At 61.1% G+C, this 16,361-nt stretch carries 13 protein-coding genes and 4 tRNA genes; 16 read left to right on the forward strand and 1 reads right to left on the reverse strand.

The window, feature by feature from the left end; translation table 11 throughout:
• The first annotated feature begins 50 nt into the window (after window positions 1-50).
• From PMI25_RS23590 to PMI25_RS23660, 15 genes are all read left to right on the forward strand, one after another.
• A complete protein-coding gene (locus PMI25_RS23590) occupies window positions 51-695 on the forward strand; it encodes a phosphoribosylanthranilate isomerase (protein ID WP_007962209.1) in 645 nt (214 codons plus the stop codon).
• Window positions 696-895: 200 nt separating this feature from the next.
• Window positions 896-1,816 (forward strand): acetyl-CoA carboxylase, carboxyltransferase subunit beta, encoded by a 921-nt coding sequence (gene accD, locus PMI25_RS23595; RefSeq protein ID WP_007962210.1) that lies wholly within the window; start codon window positions 896-898, stop codon window positions 1,814-1,816.
• The gene (gene folC / locus PMI25_RS23600) at window positions 1,813-3,120 is read left to right on the forward strand and encodes a bifunctional tetrahydrofolate synthase/dihydrofolate synthase (RefSeq protein WP_007962211.1); all 1,308 of its coding nucleotides are present in this window, start codon (window positions 1,813-1,815) and stop codon (window positions 3,118-3,120) included. The genes accD and folC overlap by 4 nt, the downstream gene beginning before the upstream one ends.
• A complete protein-coding gene (locus PMI25_RS23605) occupies window positions 3,104-3,757 on the forward strand; it encodes an SPOR domain-containing protein (RefSeq protein ID WP_024164491.1) in 654 nt (217 codons plus the stop codon). The genes folC and PMI25_RS23605 overlap by 17 nt, the downstream gene beginning before the upstream one ends.
• A 98-nt stretch (window positions 3,758-3,855) precedes the next feature.
• Window positions 3,856-4,416 carry a CvpA family protein gene (locus PMI25_RS23610; RefSeq protein WP_007961197.1) on the forward strand — a complete coding sequence of 187 codons (561 nt, stop codon included), beginning with the start codon at window positions 3,856-3,858 and terminating at the stop codon, window positions 4,414-4,416.
• Between the two features lie 41 nt (window positions 4,417-4,457).
• The gene (purF, locus tag PMI25_RS23615; protein WP_003226416.1) at window positions 4,458-5,963 is read left to right on the forward strand and encodes an amidophosphoribosyltransferase; all 1,506 of its coding nucleotides are present in this window, start codon (window positions 4,458-4,460) and stop codon (window positions 5,961-5,963) included.
• Between the two features lie 80 nt (window positions 5,964-6,043).
• Window positions 6,044-7,255 (forward strand): O-succinylhomoserine sulfhydrylase, encoded by a 1,212-nt coding sequence (locus PMI25_RS23620; protein WP_007961199.1) that lies wholly within the window; start codon window positions 6,044-6,046, stop codon window positions 7,253-7,255.
• On the forward strand, window positions 7,252-8,028 hold the full coding sequence (locus tag PMI25_RS23625; RefSeq protein WP_007961201.1) for an SDR family oxidoreductase: 777 nt from the start codon (window positions 7,252-7,254) through the stop codon (window positions 8,026-8,028). The genes PMI25_RS23620 and PMI25_RS23625 overlap by 4 nt, the downstream gene beginning before the upstream one ends.
• 168 nt (window positions 8,029-8,196) lie before the next feature.
• A tRNA-Val gene (locus PMI25_RS23630) sits at window positions 8,197-8,272 on the forward strand.
• A gap of 56 nt (window positions 8,273-8,328) precedes the next feature.
• A tRNA-Asp gene (locus PMI25_RS23635) sits at window positions 8,329-8,405 on the forward strand.
• Between the two features lie 94 nt (window positions 8,406-8,499).
• Window positions 8,500-8,576: transfer RNA gene (locus tag PMI25_RS23640), tRNA-Asp, on the forward strand.
• 504 nt (window positions 8,577-9,080) lie between these two features.
• Window positions 9,081-11,912, forward strand: a complete 2,832-nt coding sequence (locus PMI25_RS23645) for a xanthine dehydrogenase family protein molybdopterin-binding subunit (protein WP_007961204.1) — start codon at window positions 9,081-9,083, stop codon at window positions 11,910-11,912.
• Window positions 11,905-12,444, forward strand: coding sequence for a (2Fe-2S)-binding protein (locus PMI25_RS23650; protein ID WP_007961206.1), 540 nt, complete (start codon window positions 11,905-11,907; stop codon window positions 12,442-12,444). The genes PMI25_RS23645 and PMI25_RS23650 overlap by 8 nt, the downstream gene beginning before the upstream one ends.
• Window positions 12,445-12,446: 2 nt before the next feature.
• The gene (locus PMI25_RS23655) at window positions 12,447-13,682 is read left to right on the forward strand and encodes a cytochrome c (RefSeq protein WP_007961208.1); all 1,236 of its coding nucleotides are present in this window, start codon (window positions 12,447-12,449) and stop codon (window positions 13,680-13,682) included.
• A gap of 1 nt (window position 13,683) precedes the next feature.
• Window positions 13,684-14,655, forward strand: coding sequence for an XdhC family protein (locus PMI25_RS23660; protein ID WP_007961209.1), 972 nt, complete (start codon window positions 13,684-13,686; stop codon window positions 14,653-14,655).
• 147 nt (window positions 14,656-14,802) lie between these two features.
• Here the strand turns inward: PMI25_RS23660 and PMI25_RS23665 are convergent, their stop codons facing one another.
• Window positions 14,803-16,086, reverse strand: coding sequence for an NAD(P)/FAD-dependent oxidoreductase (locus tag PMI25_RS23665; protein ID WP_007961210.1), 1,284 nt, complete (start codon window positions 16,084-16,086; stop codon window positions 14,803-14,805).
• A gap of 185 nt (window positions 16,087-16,271) precedes the next feature.
• Here PMI25_RS23665 and PMI25_RS23670 point away from each other — a divergent pair.
• A tRNA-Val gene (locus PMI25_RS23670) sits at window positions 16,272-16,348 on the forward strand.
• Window positions 16,349-16,361 lie beyond the last annotated feature (13 nt).

Consider the following 16,361-nt stretch of genomic DNA (forward strand, 5'->3'; position numbering starts at 1 on the left):
TTGTTACCATCCGGGACTTTCCCGGTGTTTACCCTGAGGTTTTTATCGACATGTCGGCCGTTCGCAGCAAGATTTGCGGGATCACCCGCTTAGAAGATGCGTTGGCAGCGGTCGAAGCCGGGGCCGATGCGATCGGTTTCGTTTTTTACGCCAAGAGTCCACGGGCGGTAAGCGTGCAGCAGGCGAGGGCGATCATCCGCGCCTTGCCGCCGTTTGTGACCACCGTTGGCCTGTTCGTCAACGCCAGCCGCTGTGAGTTGGGGGAAATCCTCGATGCCGTGCCGCTGGATCTGTTGCAGTTTCATGGCGACGAGACCGCTGAAGACTGCGAAGGCTGGCATCGTCCGTACATCAAGGCGTTGCGGGTCAAGGCTGGCGACGACATTGCCGCCGCCGTCGATGCCTATCCGAGTGCCAGTGGCGTGCTGCTCGACACCTATGTCGAAGGCGTGCCTGGGGGAACCGGTGAGGCGTTCGACTGGTCATTGATTCCGCAGCAGTTGAGCAAGCCGCTGATCTTGGCCGGTGGGCTGACGCCGGAAAACGTCGCCGACGCCGTGGCCCGGGTCAAACCGTACGCCGTCGATGTCAGTGGTGGGGTAGAGGCGAGCAAGGGCATCAAGGATCATGCGAAGATCCGCGCGTTCATCAATGCCGTACGTAGCAGCTCGCAGGGAGCGTCTACTTCGATGTGACGGCTGGCGAACTGCCGCCGTCCATCAATGCACTTGCACAAAGCAGGCGAGGCTGAGGGTTTCTGGAGTTGCACGCAGGTCATGTTTCGCGCTGACCGCGGCGTTCCACCGACCATCGCCACACACATGAATTTAGCTGAAGGGCATACGCGGGGCTGCGAACCAGAGCGTTCGGGCCGCCGGTACTGGAGAAAGAAAGCATGAGCAACTGGTTAGTAGACAAACTGATCCCTTCGATCATGCGTTCGGAGGTCAAGAAGAGCTCGGTGCCTGAAGGTCTGTGGCACAAATGCCCGTCCTGCGAGGCTGTGCTGTATCGCCCTGAGCTGGAAAAGACCCTGGACGTTTGCCCCAAGTGCAACCACCACATGCGCATCGGTGCACGGGCACGCATCGATATCTTCCTGGACGCCGAAGGTCGCAACGAACTGGGTGCCGATCTGGAGCCGGTTGACCGTCTGAAATTCCGCGACGGCAAGAAGTACAAGGACCGTCTGGTCGCTGCACAGAAGCAGACCGGCGAAAAAGACGCACTGATCTCGGTCAGTGGCACCCTGCTGGGCATGCCGGTGGTGGTATCGGCGTTCGAATTCAACTTCATGGGCGGTTCCATGGGCGCCATCGTCGGTGAGCGCTTCGTGCGCGCCGCCAACTACGCCCTGGAAAACCGTTGCCCGATGATCTGCTTCGCCGCTTCCGGCGGTGCGCGCATGCAGGAAGCGCTGATCTCGCTGATGCAGATGGCCAAGACGTCGGCTGTGCTGGCGCGTCTGCGTGAAGAAGGCATTCCGTTCATCTCGGTGCTGACCGATCCGGTCTACGGCGGCGTTTCCGCCAGCCTGGCGATGCTCGGCGACGTGATCGTCGGTGAGCCGAAAGCCCTGATCGGCTTCGCCGGCCCGCGCGTGATCGAGCAGACCGTGCGGGAAAAACTGCCGGAAGGCTTCCAGCGCAGCGAGTTCCTGCTGGAGCATGGCGCGATCGACCTGATCATCGATCGTCGTGAACTGCGTCCACGCCTGGGCAATCTGCTGGCGCAACTGACCGGCCAGCCGACACCGACCTACGTCGCCGCGCCTGTCGAGCCAATCATTGTTCCACCGGTGCCTGCCAACGTATGACCGAGCGCACCCTTGGCGAGTGGCTCGCCTACCTTGAACAGTTGCATCCATCGGCCATCGACATGGGGCTGGAGCGTTCGCAACAGGTAGCGTCCCGCATGGGACTGGGCCAGCCGGCGCCTCGGGTGATTACGGTCACCGGCACCAACGGCAAGGGTTCGACCTGCGCATTCGTGGCTTCATTGCTGCGCGCGCAGGGCCTGAGCGTGGGTGTCTACAATTCTCCGCACCTGCTGCGTTACAACGAGCGGGTGCAGCTCAATGGCGTCGAAGCCACTGATGCGCAACTGTGCGAAGCCTTCGCTGCGGTGGAGGCCGGGCGCGGCGACACTTCCCTGACTTACTTCGAAATGGGCACCCTGGCGGCGTTCTGGCTGTTTCAACAGGCAAAACTTGACGCTGTGGTGCTGGAAGTCGGGCTGGGGGGGCGTCTGGACACGGTCAATGTGGTGGACGCCGATATCGCGCTGGTCACCAGCATTGGCGTCGATCATGCCGAATACCTGGGCAATACCCGCGAATCCGTGGCCTTCGAGAAGGCCGGGATTTTCCGTCAGGGCAAGCCCGCCTTGTGCGGCGATCTGAATCCTCCGCAACCGTTGCTCGACAAGGCCCGTGAACTGGCGTGCCCGTTGTCTCTGCGTGGGCGCGACTTCGATCTGGGAATCACCGATCACCACTGGCAGTGGCGCGGCACTGACGCGCAAGGTCAGCCTGTCGAGTTGCATGATTTGCCACTGCTCGACCTGCCGATGGAAAATGCGGCGCTGGCATTGCAGGCGTATCTGCTGCTCGGTTTGCCGTGGAATCGGTCGCAAATTGTTGCTGCCTTGCAGGCCACGCGTGTGATCGGGCGTCTGGATCGCCGTTCGTTCGAGTTCAATGGCAAGCGCCTGAACCTGCTGCTGGACGTGGGGCATAACCCGCACGCAGCGCAGTATCTGGCGCGGCGTCTGGCCAGTCGGCCGCCGGTGGGCAAGCGTCTGGCGGTGTTCGGCCTGTTGGCGGACAAGGATCTGGATGGTGTTGTCGGCGAATTGAATGCTAGTGTCCAGCACTGGGCGGTAGCGCCGCTGGATTCGCCGCGCGCACGTCCGGTCAGTGAATTACACGCGGCATTGCAGAACCTTGGCGCGTCCGTCACGTCCTATGACAGTGTCGCGGCGGCGCTGGAAGGGCAGTGCGCGATCGCAACCAGCGACGATGAGATTCTGTTGTTCGGATCATTTTATTGTGTCGCCGAGGCCCTTGAATGGCTGGCCCGGCGCTCCACGGAGGAAGCGGCAAATGGCTTTGCTGGATAAAGCGTACAAGCAGCGCATGGTTGGCGCCCTGGTGCTGGTGGCACTGGCGGTGATTTTCCTGCCGATGCTGTTTTCCCGCCAGGACGAGCAACGTCAAGTGACGGTCGAGGCGCCCGCCGCGCCGCAGGCGCCTGCTGTGCCGCAAGTACAGCTTGAACCGGTGGCCGTGCCCGAGCCGCAAACGCTGCCGCAAGAACCGGTGCTGAGCGATGATGAGGTGGACGAGCAATCGGCGCCGGCGATGCCGATTGCACCGGCTCCAGCGCCTGCTCCTGTCGCCAAGCCGGTTGCTCCGGCGCCGGCGCCAGCGGCCAAGCCGACAACGGCACCGGCTCAGCCGATCGCTGCGGCCCCGACCAAGCCTGACACCACGCAAAGCCGTGTCGACGCCAACGGTCTGTCGGTCAGCTGGTCGGTGCAGTTGGCCAGTCTGTCGAGTCGCGCCAGCGCTGAAAGCCTGCAGAAAACTCTGCGCAGTCAGGGTTACAACGCTTACATTCGTTCCGCCGACGGCAAGAATCGGGTGTTCGTCGGCCCGCTGATCGAGCGTGCCGAGGCCGATCGTCTGCGCGATCTGTTGAGTCGTCAGCAGAACCTCAAGGGTTTTGTCGTGCGCTTCCAGCCCGAGCGCGGCTAGGATCTATCGATTCGATTGAAATGCACTGAAAATCGCAGCTTACCGACAGCGGTGCGCTCTGCTAAAATGCGCCGCCTTATCCGTCTGTAGGCTGCACTGTGCCATTTACCCTGGTTGACTGGGCGATCGTTGCAATCATCGCCATCTCCGCTTTGATCAGTTTGAGCCGCGGCTTCGTCAAGGAAGCATTATCGCTGGTGACCTGGATCATTGCAGGAGCGGTTGCCTGGATGTTCGGTGGCTCATTGTCCGAGTACCTCGCCGGATATATCGAAACCCCATCGGCTCGCGTGATCGCGGGCTGTGCCATCATGTTTGTCGCCACGCTGATCGTGGGCGCAATGATCAATTATCTTATCGGCGAGTTGGTGCGCGTGACCGGATTGTCCGGCACCGACCGATTCCTGGGCATGGCCTTCGGCGCAGCGCGTGGCGTGTTGCTGGTGGTCGTGGCAGTCGGGCTGTTGAGCCTGGGGCCGGTACAGCAGGACGGGTGGTGGAAAGAATCACAGCTCGTGCCAAAGTTTCTATTGGTCGCCGACTGGTCCAAAAACCTGATTCTCGGGTGGAGCAGTCAGTGGCTTGCCAGCGGAATCAGCGTACCCGCTGATATTCCGTTCAAGGAGCAACTCTTGCCGTCGGCCAAAACGCCTCAGTGAGTGTTGTTCAGTTCAGATCCATTAAGTAGGGGTTGCGTCGCATGTGTGGCATCGTCGGTATCGTCGGTAAGTCGAACGTCAATCAGGCGCTGTATGACGCGCTAACCGTGCTCCAGCACCGCGGCCAGGACGCTGCCGGTATCGTGACCAGCCATGATGGCCGGTTGTTCCTGCGCAAGGACAATGGCCTGGTGCGTGACGTGTTTCAGCAGCGTCACATGCAGCGCCTGGTCGGCCACATGGGGATCGGCCACGTCCGTTACCCGACCGCCGGCAGCTCGACCTCGGCCGAAGCGCAGCCGTTCTACGTCAACTCGCCTTACGGCATCACCCTGGCGCACAACGGCAACCTGACCAACGTCGAACAGTTGGCCAAGGAGATCTACGAATCCGACCTGCGTCACGTCAACACCAGTTCCGACTCGGAAGTGCTGCTCAACGTGTTCGCCCATGAGCTGGCCCAGCGCGGCAAGCTGCAACCGACCGAAGAAGACGTGTTTGCCGCCGTAACCGACGTGCACAACCGTTGCGTCGGCGGTTATGCGGTGGTGGCGATGATCACCGGTTACGGCATCGTCGGTTTCCGTGACCCGCACGGCATCCGTCCGATCGTGTTCGGCCAGCGTCACACCGACGAAGGCGTCGAGTACATGATCGCTTCCGAAAGCGTCTCGCTGGACGTGCTCGGTTTCACCCTGATCCGCGATCTGGCGCCGGGCGAAGCGGTCTACATCACCGAAGACGGCAAGCTGCACACCCGTCAGTGCGCAACCAACCCGTCGCTGACCCCGTGCATTTTCGAACACGTCTACCTGGCGCGTCCGGATTCGATCATCGACGGCGTGTCGGTGTACAAGGCGCGTCTGCGCATGGGCGAAAAACTCGCCGAGAAGATCCTGCGCGAGCGTCCGGAACACGACATCGACGTGGTCATCCCGATTCCGGACACCAGCCGCACCGCCGCGCTGGAGCTGGCGAACCACCTGGGCGTGAAATTCCGCGAAGGCTTCGTCAAGAACCGTTATATCGGCCGGACCTTCATCATGCCGGGCCAGGCGGCGCGCAAGAAGTCAGTTCGCCAGAAGCTCAACGCCATCGAACTGGAATTCCGCGGCAAGAACGTGATGCTGGTCGACGACTCGATCGTGCGCGGCACCACCTGCAAGCAGATCATCCAGATGGCCCGCGAAGCCGGCGCGAAAAACGTCTACTTCTGCTCGGCGGCCCCGGCCGTGCGCTTCCCGAACGTTTACGGCATCGACATGCCGAGCGCTCACGAACTGATCGCCCACAATCGTTCGACTCAGGACGTGGCGGATCTGATCGGCGCTGACTGGCTGATCTACCAGGACCTGCCTGACTTGATCGAAGCGGTGGGTGGCGGCAAGATCAAGATCGAGAACTTCGACTGCGCGGTGTTCGACGGCAAGTACGTCACCGGCGACGTCGACGAGGCTTACCTGGACAAGATCGAGCAGGCACGCAACGATGCCTCCAAGGTCAAGACCCAGGCGGTCAGTGCGATCATCGATCTGTACAACAACTGAGTTTCTACCGGCCCTGAGGGGCCGGTTTTGTATCTGGCAAAAGACTTTCATTTATTCAGAACAGGGCAAGGAGTGACAGCATGAGTCAGGAATGGGATGCCGGTCGGCTGGACAGCGACCTCGAAGGCGTAGCGTTCGATACCCTGGCCGTACGTGCCGGTCAGCACCGTACGCCGGAAGGCGAGCACGGTGATCCGATGTTCTTCACTTCCAGCTACGTGTTCCGCACCGCTGCCGACGCGGCTGCGCGGTTTGCCGGGGAAGTGCCGGGCAACGTGTACTCGCGCTACACCAACCCGACCGTGCGTGCGTTCGAAGAGCGCATCGCTGCGCTGGAAGGCGCCGAGCAAGCGGTCGCTACCGCTACGGGCATGGCCGCGATCATGGCGGTGGTGATGAGCCTGTGCAGTGCCGGCGATCACGTGCTGGTGTCGCGCAGCGTGTTCGGTTCGACCATCAGCCTGTTCGAGAAGTACTTCAAGCGTTTCGGTGTGCAAGTCGACTACGTGCCGCTGGCCGATCTGTCGGGTTGGGATGCGGCAATCAAGCCGAACACCAAGCTGCTGTTCGTCGAGTCGCCGTCCAACCCGCTGGCCGAGCTGGTCGACATCACCGCGCTGGCAGAAATCGCTCACGCCAAAGGCGCGATGCTGGTGGTCGACAACTGCTTCTGCACGCCTGCCTTGCAGCAGCCGCTGAAACTCGGTGCGGACATTGTCGTGCACTCGGCAACCAAGTTCATCGACGGCCAGGGCCGCTGCATGGGCGGTGTGGTGGCCGGTCGTAGCGAACAGATGAAAGAAGTCGTCGGCTTCCTGCGCACCGCCGGGCCGACCCTGAGCCCGTTCAACGCGTGGATTTTCCTCAAAGGTCTGGAAACCCTGAACCTGCGGATGAAGGCGCACTGCGCCAACGCCCAGCAATTGGCCGAATGGCTGGAGCAGCAGGACGGTATCGAGAAAGTCCATTACGCCGGTCTCAAGAGCCATCCGCAGCACGACCTGGCCCAGCGTCAGCAGAAGGGCTTCGGTGCGGTGGTGAGTTTCGAGGTCAGGGGCGGCAAAGAGGGCGCGTGGCGCTTTATCGATGCCACTCGCTTGATTTCGATTACCGCCAATCTCGGTGACAGCAAAACCACCATCACCCATCCAAGCACCACCTCCCATGGCCGTCTGGCGCCGCAGGAGCGTGAAGCAGCAGGGATTCGTGACAGCCTGATCCGCATCGCGGTCGGTCTGGAGGACGTGGCGGATCTGCAGGCCGATCTGTCGCGCGGTCTGGCGGCGTTGTGATCGAGTTGTCTACGCCGACCGCAGGCACCCATGGCCGCGTGGCGCTGGTTACCGGCGCTGCGCGCGGTATCGGTCTGGGCATTGCGGCCTGGCTGATCAGCGAAGGCTGGCAAGTGGTGCTGACCGATCTGGATCGCGCGCGTGGTTCGAAAGTGGCGAAGGTGCTGGGCGAGAATGCCTGGTTCATTGCCATGGACGTTGCTGATGAGGGGCAGGTCGCGCTGGGTGTCGCCGAGGTGTTGGGGCAGTTCGGTCGCCTGGATGCGCTGGTGTGCAATGCGGCGGTGGCCGATCCGCACAACATCACCCTGGAAAGTCTCGATCTGGCCTACTGGAATCGGGTGCTGGCGGTGAACCTCAGCGGGCCGATGCTGCTGGCCAAGCACTGTGCGCCGTATCTGCGCGCGCACAACGGTTCGATCGTCAATCTGGCCTCGACCCGTGCTCGGCAATCGGAGGCCGATTCCGAGGCGTATGCGGCGAGCAAGGGCGGGTTGTTGGCGCTTACGCATGCGTTGGCGATCAGCCTTGGGCCGGAGATTCGCGTTAATGCGGTCAGCCCTGGCTGGATCGATGCCCGTGATCCTTCTGCGCGTCGAGCCGAGCCTTTGGCCGATGCCGATCATGCGCAGCATCCGGCGGGCAGGGTAGGGACGGTCGAAGACGTTGCGGCGATGGTGGCGTGGCTGCTGTCGCGCAATGCCGGGTTTGTGACCGGGCAGGAATTTGTCGTGGATGGCGGCATGACCAAGAAGATGATTTACACGGACTAAGAAGCGAAGCCGCAAACCTGTAGGAGTGAGCCTGCTCGCGATAGCGGTTTCAGGGTTGTTGCTTTCTTCAGGGAATGAAGCAATTTTGTCTTTTTCAGAAAAACTTCAATCCTGCTATTGACTTAGGTTCGCTACCTGCGTAAATTTCGCGGCCTCGGAGATGCAAACGGGTGATTAGCTCAGCTGGGAGAGCGTCTGCCTTACAAGCAGAATGTCGGCGGTTCGATCCCGTCATCACCCACCACTCCCCGAGAGACTTGCGAAAGCAAGAGCGTAGGCTGAAAGTGCCTGCACCGACGCGCAGCGGTAGTTCAGTCGGTTAGAATACCGGCCTGTCACGCCGGGGGTCGCGGGTTCGAGTCCCGTCCGCTGCGCCATATTTTACGAGTCAGGCAATGTCTGGTTCGCGATTGCAAAGCACCGAAGCTTTCAATCAAAAAGAGTTACTTGAGCGCAAGCTCAAAGCGATACGCAGCGGTAGTTCAGTCGGTTAGAATACCGGCCTGTCACGCCGGGGGTCGCGGGTTCGAGTCCCGTCCGCTGCGCCATATCTGTTTCAAGGACCACTGAACGCCTTGAAACTCCGAAAGCAACCGCTGGTTGGTTCGGAATCGATAACAAAGACCCTGGTCGAAAGACCGGGGTTTTTTGTGTCTGAAATTTGACCCTCTCTCCCTTCATTACCCAGCCCTGCACAAATCCCTGTAGGAGCTGCGGCACGCTGCGATCTTTTGATTTTGATCGTAGAAGCAGGAGCAAAAGATCGCAGCCTCGTTTCACTCGACAGCTCCTACATGGAGTAGGCAACCGCATTCGAATAGGTATGGCGGATTGATCTCATGCGGTGCCACGTCGCATTGATTTTTTGATTCTTTAGTCAAATTTTTGTAACTGGTTGTTTGCTGCGAGCCCAGAAACCTTTAAAGTTAACCTTTCGGTCAGCTTTGCACTGTCAACACGCCCTTTGTTTAGCCAAAAAGGGCTTCTGCAAGACTCGAGATTCCCAGTAGATAACCAGAAGGGCGGACACATAACCGCCCAGAGGATGATTCATGTCCAACCGTGATATATCCCGGCGCTCGTTCCTCCAGGGCGGGCTGGTGGCGGGTGTGAGCGTCACGCTCACGCCACTCAGCAGTCAGGCGCTGGCTGCCTTGATGGAAAACAGCGTAACCGTGCCGTCCGAGAAGTGGCTCGGCAACAACGGCAAGGCACGCCAGCGTAACGATGCCCTGTCCAAAGTCTGCGGCAGCAAAGTCTTTGCCCGCGACATTCGCTCCAAGGACATGCCGGGCTGGCCTGAACAGCAAGGCCACGCCATGCTGCTGAAAACCATCAAGGCCGACCGTATCTACGCCGGCTACGATCTGTCGTGGCTCGGTGCCGACTTGCAGCCTGACCGCATCGTCACCGCAGCTGACCTGGACAAGGACGGTATCGTCTTCCCCGAAGAACACGCGCCAGACCCATTGCTGCCGGAAGGCAAAGTGCCGATGTTCATCGGCCACCCGGTGGCGATCCTGATCTGGAACGATTTCGAGCGTTTCCGTCAGGCCAAGAACAAACTCAAATTCAACGACAAGGCGATTCGTTACGGTGCACAAGTGCCGTACTACGAAGGCGACCCCTATGGCAGCTTCCGCTACGTGCGCGTGGGTGGCCCGACCTCGGCCGACGAAGACGAATTCGCCAGCCTGAAAGACTCGATCCTGTTCCCGATGCTGAAAAACCGGCGTCCGGTGTGGAATTCCCAGCCGAACCTGCACGGCAACCTGACCGAGCGCGGTCTGTTCTACGCTGACCGCATGAAGCAGCAGATCGACACACCGCCGGACAACTGGCTGGTGTTCGATGAGCGCTACAAGACCCCGTCGATCGAACCGGCCGCCATGGAGCCGGACAACGGCAACGGCTGGTACGACCCGAAAACCAAGACCCTGCACTTCGTGGTCGCCACCCAGTGCCCGCTGGAAGCGGCGACCGAGACCGCGAAAATGATCGCGCCGTCGCGCTTCGGCCTGGACAACCTGAACATGCACCCGGGTTACACCGTGGGCTACGGTTCCAAAGACCATAACATCTTCGTCTACTACGCGGCCCTCGCTGCGCTGTATGGCGCCGGTGTGCCGATCCGTCTGGCCAACGACCGCTACGAGCAGTTCCAGAGCGGCATCAAGCGCCACCCGTTCGATATCCGCTATCAACTGGCGGTGGACAAGAACGACTACAGCTTCAAGATTTTCCGCGCAGAAATGAGCGTCGATGGCGGCGGTCGCATCAACTACAGCCCGTCAGTGGCGGCGGTGGGTGCCACGGCGGCGCAGTCGATCTACTACATGCCGCAGAACGATCTGCAGGTCACTGCTTACCACTCGCGTGGCGTTGAAGCGGGTTCGATGCGCGGTTACGGCACCCTGCAAAGCATGGCCTCGACCGAAATGATGGTCGACGAAATCGCCAACCGCCTTGGTGTTGACGCGATTGATCTGCGTCGCAAGAACGCCTTGCGTTCGGGCATGAAAAACACCCAGGGTGCGATCCCGGCCGGCGCTCTGCGACTGCACGAAATTCTCGACAAGGCCTCGGTGCACGAAGTCTGGAAAAATCGCGACGCGATCAAGAAACAGCGCGAAGCCGCCGACCCGGACAACTGGTATGGCGTCGGTTTTGCCATTTGCCAGAAAGACTTCGGCACTGGCTCCGAAGCGCCGATGGCCAGCATCGAATTCACCGCTGAAGGGCGCATCACCCTGCGCCACATCGGTATCGAAATTGGCACCGGCATGTCCACTTCGCAAGCACTGGTCGTCGCCGATTTCCTCGGCAGCCCGGCGCATGACGTGAAGACTGGCGAAACCGAATGGAAGGAAATGCAGCTGATCACCAGCGGCAACCCTTACATCATGAGCCAGGCCGAGCAGGACAACCTGCTGCGCAACCCGCGTTGGGTTGGCAAGCTGGCCTCCGCTTCGTCCGCGACCAACTCGGCTTACTACTTCAGCCACGCCACCCGTGAAGCGGCGCGCGTGCTATTCAACAACGGCTTGTGGCCGGCGGCCATGGAAATCTGGCGGCAGGGCCCTTACGGCGGTCAAGCCAACCCTTATGTGGTGCGTCGTGAAGATGCGCATTGGGTCGACGGCAAACTCACTGCCAACGGTATGCAGCCGCTGACTTTCGAAGAGCTGGCCAAGCGCGCTCACGAACGTGGTCTGGTCACCGGCGCCACCGTTCACGCGTTCAACCGCTGGAGCTGGGCCGAGGCCGAATACAGCATCGACGGCGTGCGCGAGCGTCTGCCGCTCGACGGTCTGGCCGTGAAGTACGGCGATGGCGCGCCAAAGGCGAAGAAAGCGCTGATGAACACGGCGGGTTTCCACCTGCTGGATCGCCAGAACATCAACTACCCGGTTGTTCAGTTGAACAACGCCGCGGTGACTTACTACAGCCCGGTCGCGACGCTGGTGGAATTGAAGGTCAACAAAGGTTCGGCGCAAGTCGAAGTGCTCAACCACCATTCGTGGGTCGAGTGCGGTCGGGTGCTGGTCGAAGAACTGGTCAAGGGCCAGCTCGAAGGCGGGATCGCCATGGGCATCGGTCACGCGCTGATGGAAGAGATGCCGCTGTATGAAGGCGGGCCGGGGGAGGGTGACTGGAACTTCAACCGTTATCGCCTGCCGATGGCCCGCCACGTGGCGGTGTGGAAGCAGACTGCGGAGATTCTGCCGCCGCTGTCGCCAAGCGATCCGTCCAAAGGCATCGCCGAAGTGGTGATGATCCCGGTGGTCGGTGCCATCGGTAACGCCGTGGCGCACGCCATCGGTAAACGTGTTCGCGATCTGCCAATCACTGCTGCGCGCATCAAGGAGGCCCTCAATGGCTAACCGTCCGCTTCAACTGACCCTCAATGGTCAATCCGTCGGCCCGGTGGACATCCCTGATGACCTGCCGATGATCGATTACCTGCACGAATACAAGAACCTCACCGGCTCGCGCCTGGGCTGCGGCCAGGGCATCTGCCACGCCTGCGTGGTGATCGTCGACAACCCGGACGGCACCAGCGAAGAAGTGCGCACCTGCATCACCGGCGCGCATTACTTCGAGGGCAAGAAAGTGCGCACCATCGAAGCCCACGCCAAGCGCGATGAGAGCGGTCAGGTCACTGAGCTGAACCCGATCCAGCAGCGCTTCGTCGACGAATTCGCCTTCCAGTGCAGCTACTGCGCACCGGGCTTCGTCAACGCCGCGACGGTGCTGGTGGAGAAGCTGCAGCGCCAGCCGATCGCCAAAAGCAAACTGGAACAGGTCATCGAGGACAGCCTCGGCCATCACGTCTGCCGTTGCACCGGGTACGTGCGTTACTACAATGCCACCCGCAACGTGCTGACCGATCTCGGCCTGGTCAAGGAGGGTTGAGCATGAAGCATCTACTGATCCGCCTGACCCTGGCGGTCGGGCTGGCTGCGCCGCTGTTGTCGGCCCATGCCGACGATCAGGTCAAGCGCGGCGAATACCTCGCCCGCGCCGCCGACTGCATGGCGTGCCACACCGCGCCGGGCGGCGCGCCGTTTGCCGGCGGGCTGCCGATCGTCTCGCCGTTCGGCACGATCTACGGCACCAACATCACCCCGAGCAAAGAGCACGGCATCGGCCAATACAGCGATGACGAGTTCTTCGCTGCGCTGACTGAGGGCAAGCGTCGCGACGGCGCCAATCTGTACCCGGCGATGCCTTACACCTCGTATCACTTGATGCCTCGGGAAGATTCGGACGCGATTCATGCGTACCTGAAAACCATCGAGCCGATCGAGCGCGCCGCGCCGGTCACCAGTTTGAGCTTTCCGTTCAACGTGCGTCCGGGCCTGATCGCCTGGAACTTGATGTACGGCAAGGCCCTGAAGCTGGAGCCGGTCGAAGGCAAAAGCGAGGCCTGGAAACGCGGCCAGTACATGGTCGAAGTGCTCGGTCACTGCGGCGAATGCCACACGCCACGCGGCCTGCCGGGCGCGATGCAACTGGACAAGCGCCTGACCGGCGGCATCCTCAACGGTTATCTGGCTCCGAGCCTGCTCGCCACCGATCTGGCGGCGCGCGGCTGGAATCAGCAGGACCTGAGCACGTTCCTCAAGCACGGCATGAGCGCGCAGGGCACGATGTTCAACGAGATGTTCCCGGTGTTCCACAACAGCACCCAAGGCCTGAACGATCAGGATTTGGCGGCGATGGCGACCTTCCTGCTCGGCGACAAGCCGCCAGCGGCAAAAGAGCTGAGCGAAGTGCCAGTGGAAAAACTCAGTGCCAGTGCGCAACGCGGCCGTCAGGAATATTTGAACGTCTGCGCCGGTTGCCACGCTGCCGGCGGCGAAGGCAAACCGCACATCGCCGTAGCCATGCGCGGCAACACCACGCTGCGTCTGGAAGATCCGCGCAACCTGGTGCGGGTGATCGAGGACGGTATCGGCGAGCAGAAATTCGCCGGGTTCGAACACATGCAGCCGATGCCGGGTTTTGCTGACAAGCTCAGCGCAGAACAGCTGACCGATCTGCTGAATTACCTGCGTCAAGGCTGGGGCGGTCAATCGGCGGAGCTGGCAGTCAGCGACGTGCAGAAACTGCAGGCTGACGCTCCGGCCATCGAGCACAAGGCGCACTGACATGCAGCATCTCGATCTACAGGTTGTGCGGCGGGCACTGGAGTGGTCGGTAGCGGGGCAGCGCATTTGGCTCTGCACTGTGCTGACCACCTACGGCTCGGCGCCGCGTGCGCCGGGTTCGCTGCTGGCGGTGAACGATAGCGGCCAGTGGATCGGGTCGCTGTCCGGTGGCTGTGTTGAGGAAGACTTTCTCGAGCGCGTGGCTGAGGGCGCGTTTCTCGATGCGGTCAGCGTCGTGCGTTATGGCGAAGGTGATGATCCGCGCTCGCGGGTCAGCCTTCCCTGTGGCGGAATTCTCGACGTGCTGGTTGAGAAATTTGACGCCGATTGCGAGGTGCAGGCGCATCTGCGTGAGCTGGAATCGGCGTTGCTTGGTCAGCGCCGTTTGATTCGCGAAGTTGATCTGGCCAGTGGTGCGCGCAGTCTGTTCGCTGATCGCGAGCAGGGTGCGCGCATCGAGCGCGAGATTGATCGGGTGCGGATTCGCGTCGGTGCCGCTCAGCGCTTGCTGCTGGCGGGTTACTCCAGCGTGGCGCAGGCCTGTGCCGAGTTTGCGGTGGGTCTTGGTTTCGAAGTGATTCTCTGCGATCCGCGCGATGAAGTGCTCGAAGGCGTGGTGCTCAACGGCGTGGAGATTCGTCGACAGTTGCCGTCGGTGTTCATCGCCGATGGCGGTTGTCATCGCGATACCGCAGTGGTGGCGTTGACCCACGACCCGCGTATCGATGATCTGGCGATGATGGAAGCGGTGCGCACCGAGGCGTTTTACATCGGCGTCATGGGCTCGCAGCAGACTTCGCAGAAGCGCTTCGAGCGCTTGCGCAGGATTGGTGGGCTGGGGGAGGTCGAGCTGGCGCGGATTCATGCGCCGATCGGGCTTAACCTGGGCAGCAAGACACCGGCGGAGATCGCCTTGGCGGTGCTGGCGGATATCTTGCGGATCCGTAGTGGAATTGCCCGAGACCAGCTCTGATCTGAATTCTGCAAATATTTGTGGCGAGGGAGCTTGCTCCCGCTGGACTGCGCAGCAGGCCTTCTTTCTAGATAAAAGAGGGGCCGCTGCGCGACCCGGCGGGAGCAAGCTCCCTCGCCACAGTTGTTTGTCAGTCAAGAAAACTGATCAGAAACCCAGTTTGTCACGCAGTCCGTAATACCACGCACCCAACGCCGCAAACGGCGTACGCAACATCTGTCCGCCCGGGAACGGGTAGTGCGGCAAATCGGCAAACGCATCAAAACGTTCAGCCTGACCGCGCAACGCCTCGGCCAGTACCTTGCCGGCCAGATGCGTGTAAGTCACGCCGTGGCCGCTGCAGCCTTGCGAATAGTAGATGTTATCGCCCAGGCGCCCAACCTGCGGCAGGCGCGACAGGGTCAGCAGGAAGTTGCCCGTCCACGCGTAGTCGATCTTCACGTCCTTCAGTTGCGGGAACGCCTTGAGCATTTTCGGGCGGATGATCGCTTCGATGTTCGCCGGATCTCGCGCCCCGTAAACCACACCACCACCGAAGATCAGGCGCTTGTCGCCGGTCAGTCGGTAGTAGTCGAGCAGGTAGTTGCAGTCTTCGACGCAGTAATCCTGCGGCAACAGAGTTTTCGCCAGCTCATCGCTCAATGGTTCGGTGGTGATGACCTGAGTGCCGCACGGCATCGATTTGGCCGCCAGTTCCGGCACCAGATTGCCGAGGTAGGCGTTGCCGGCGACGATGATGAACTTGGCCCTGACCTTGCCCTGCGGCGTGTGCACCACCGGGTTGGCGCCGCGCTCGATGCGCACGGCTGGCGATTGCTCATAGATGGTGCCGCCGAGGGACTCGACCGCAGCGGCTTCACCGAGCGCCAGGTTCAGCGGATGAATGTGGCCGCCGCTCATGTCGAGCATGCCGCCGACGTATTGATCGCAGGCCACCACTTCGCGAATGCGGCGCTGATCGAGCAGTTCCAGTTGGGTGTGGCCGAAGCGCTCCCACAGGCGCTTCTGCGATTCCAGGTGACCCATCTGTTTGGCGGAGAGGGCGGCGAACACGCCGCCGTCCTTCAGGTCGCACTGGATGTTGTACTTGGCCACGCGCTCACGAATGATCCGGCCGCCTTCGAAGGCCATCTGCCCGAGCAGTTGCGCCTGCTTCGGGCCAACCGTGCGTTCGATGACATCGATGTCGCGGCTATAGCTGTTGACGATCTGCCCGCCATTACGCCCCGACGCACCGAAGCCGACCTTGGCCGCTTCCAGCACCGTCACGCGAAAACCGTTCTCCAAGAGAAACAACGCCGACGACAGCCCGGTATACCCGGCGCCGATCACACAGACATCCGTCTCCACATCATCCTGCAGGGCCGGACGTGGCGGTGCGGCATTGGCCGACGCAGCGTAATAAGACTCTGGGTAAGGGGTGTTCGCCATCCTGCAGCCTCTGTTTAATATATTTTACGAGTACGCCGATCCTACCCGAGTTGAAAAACCTCCGCCAGCCACCGGAAAAATCTTCTTCACCGGCCCGAAATTAAATATTTTGCATATTCATAGGGTTAGGTGAAAAAAAAGGTGTTGACACCCCTCCGGAATTCCGTAGAATGCCGCCTCACAGCAGGCACGTAGCTCAGTTGGTTAGAGCACCACCTTGACATGGTGGGGGTCGTTGGTTCGAGTCCAATCGCGCCTACCAAACAAAATCCGCT

It is taken from the genome of Pseudomonas sp. GM30 (assembly GCF_000282275.2).
In the GTDB taxonomy this organism is placed as follows: Bacteria; Pseudomonadota; Gammaproteobacteria; order Pseudomonadales; family Pseudomonadaceae; genus Aquipseudomonas.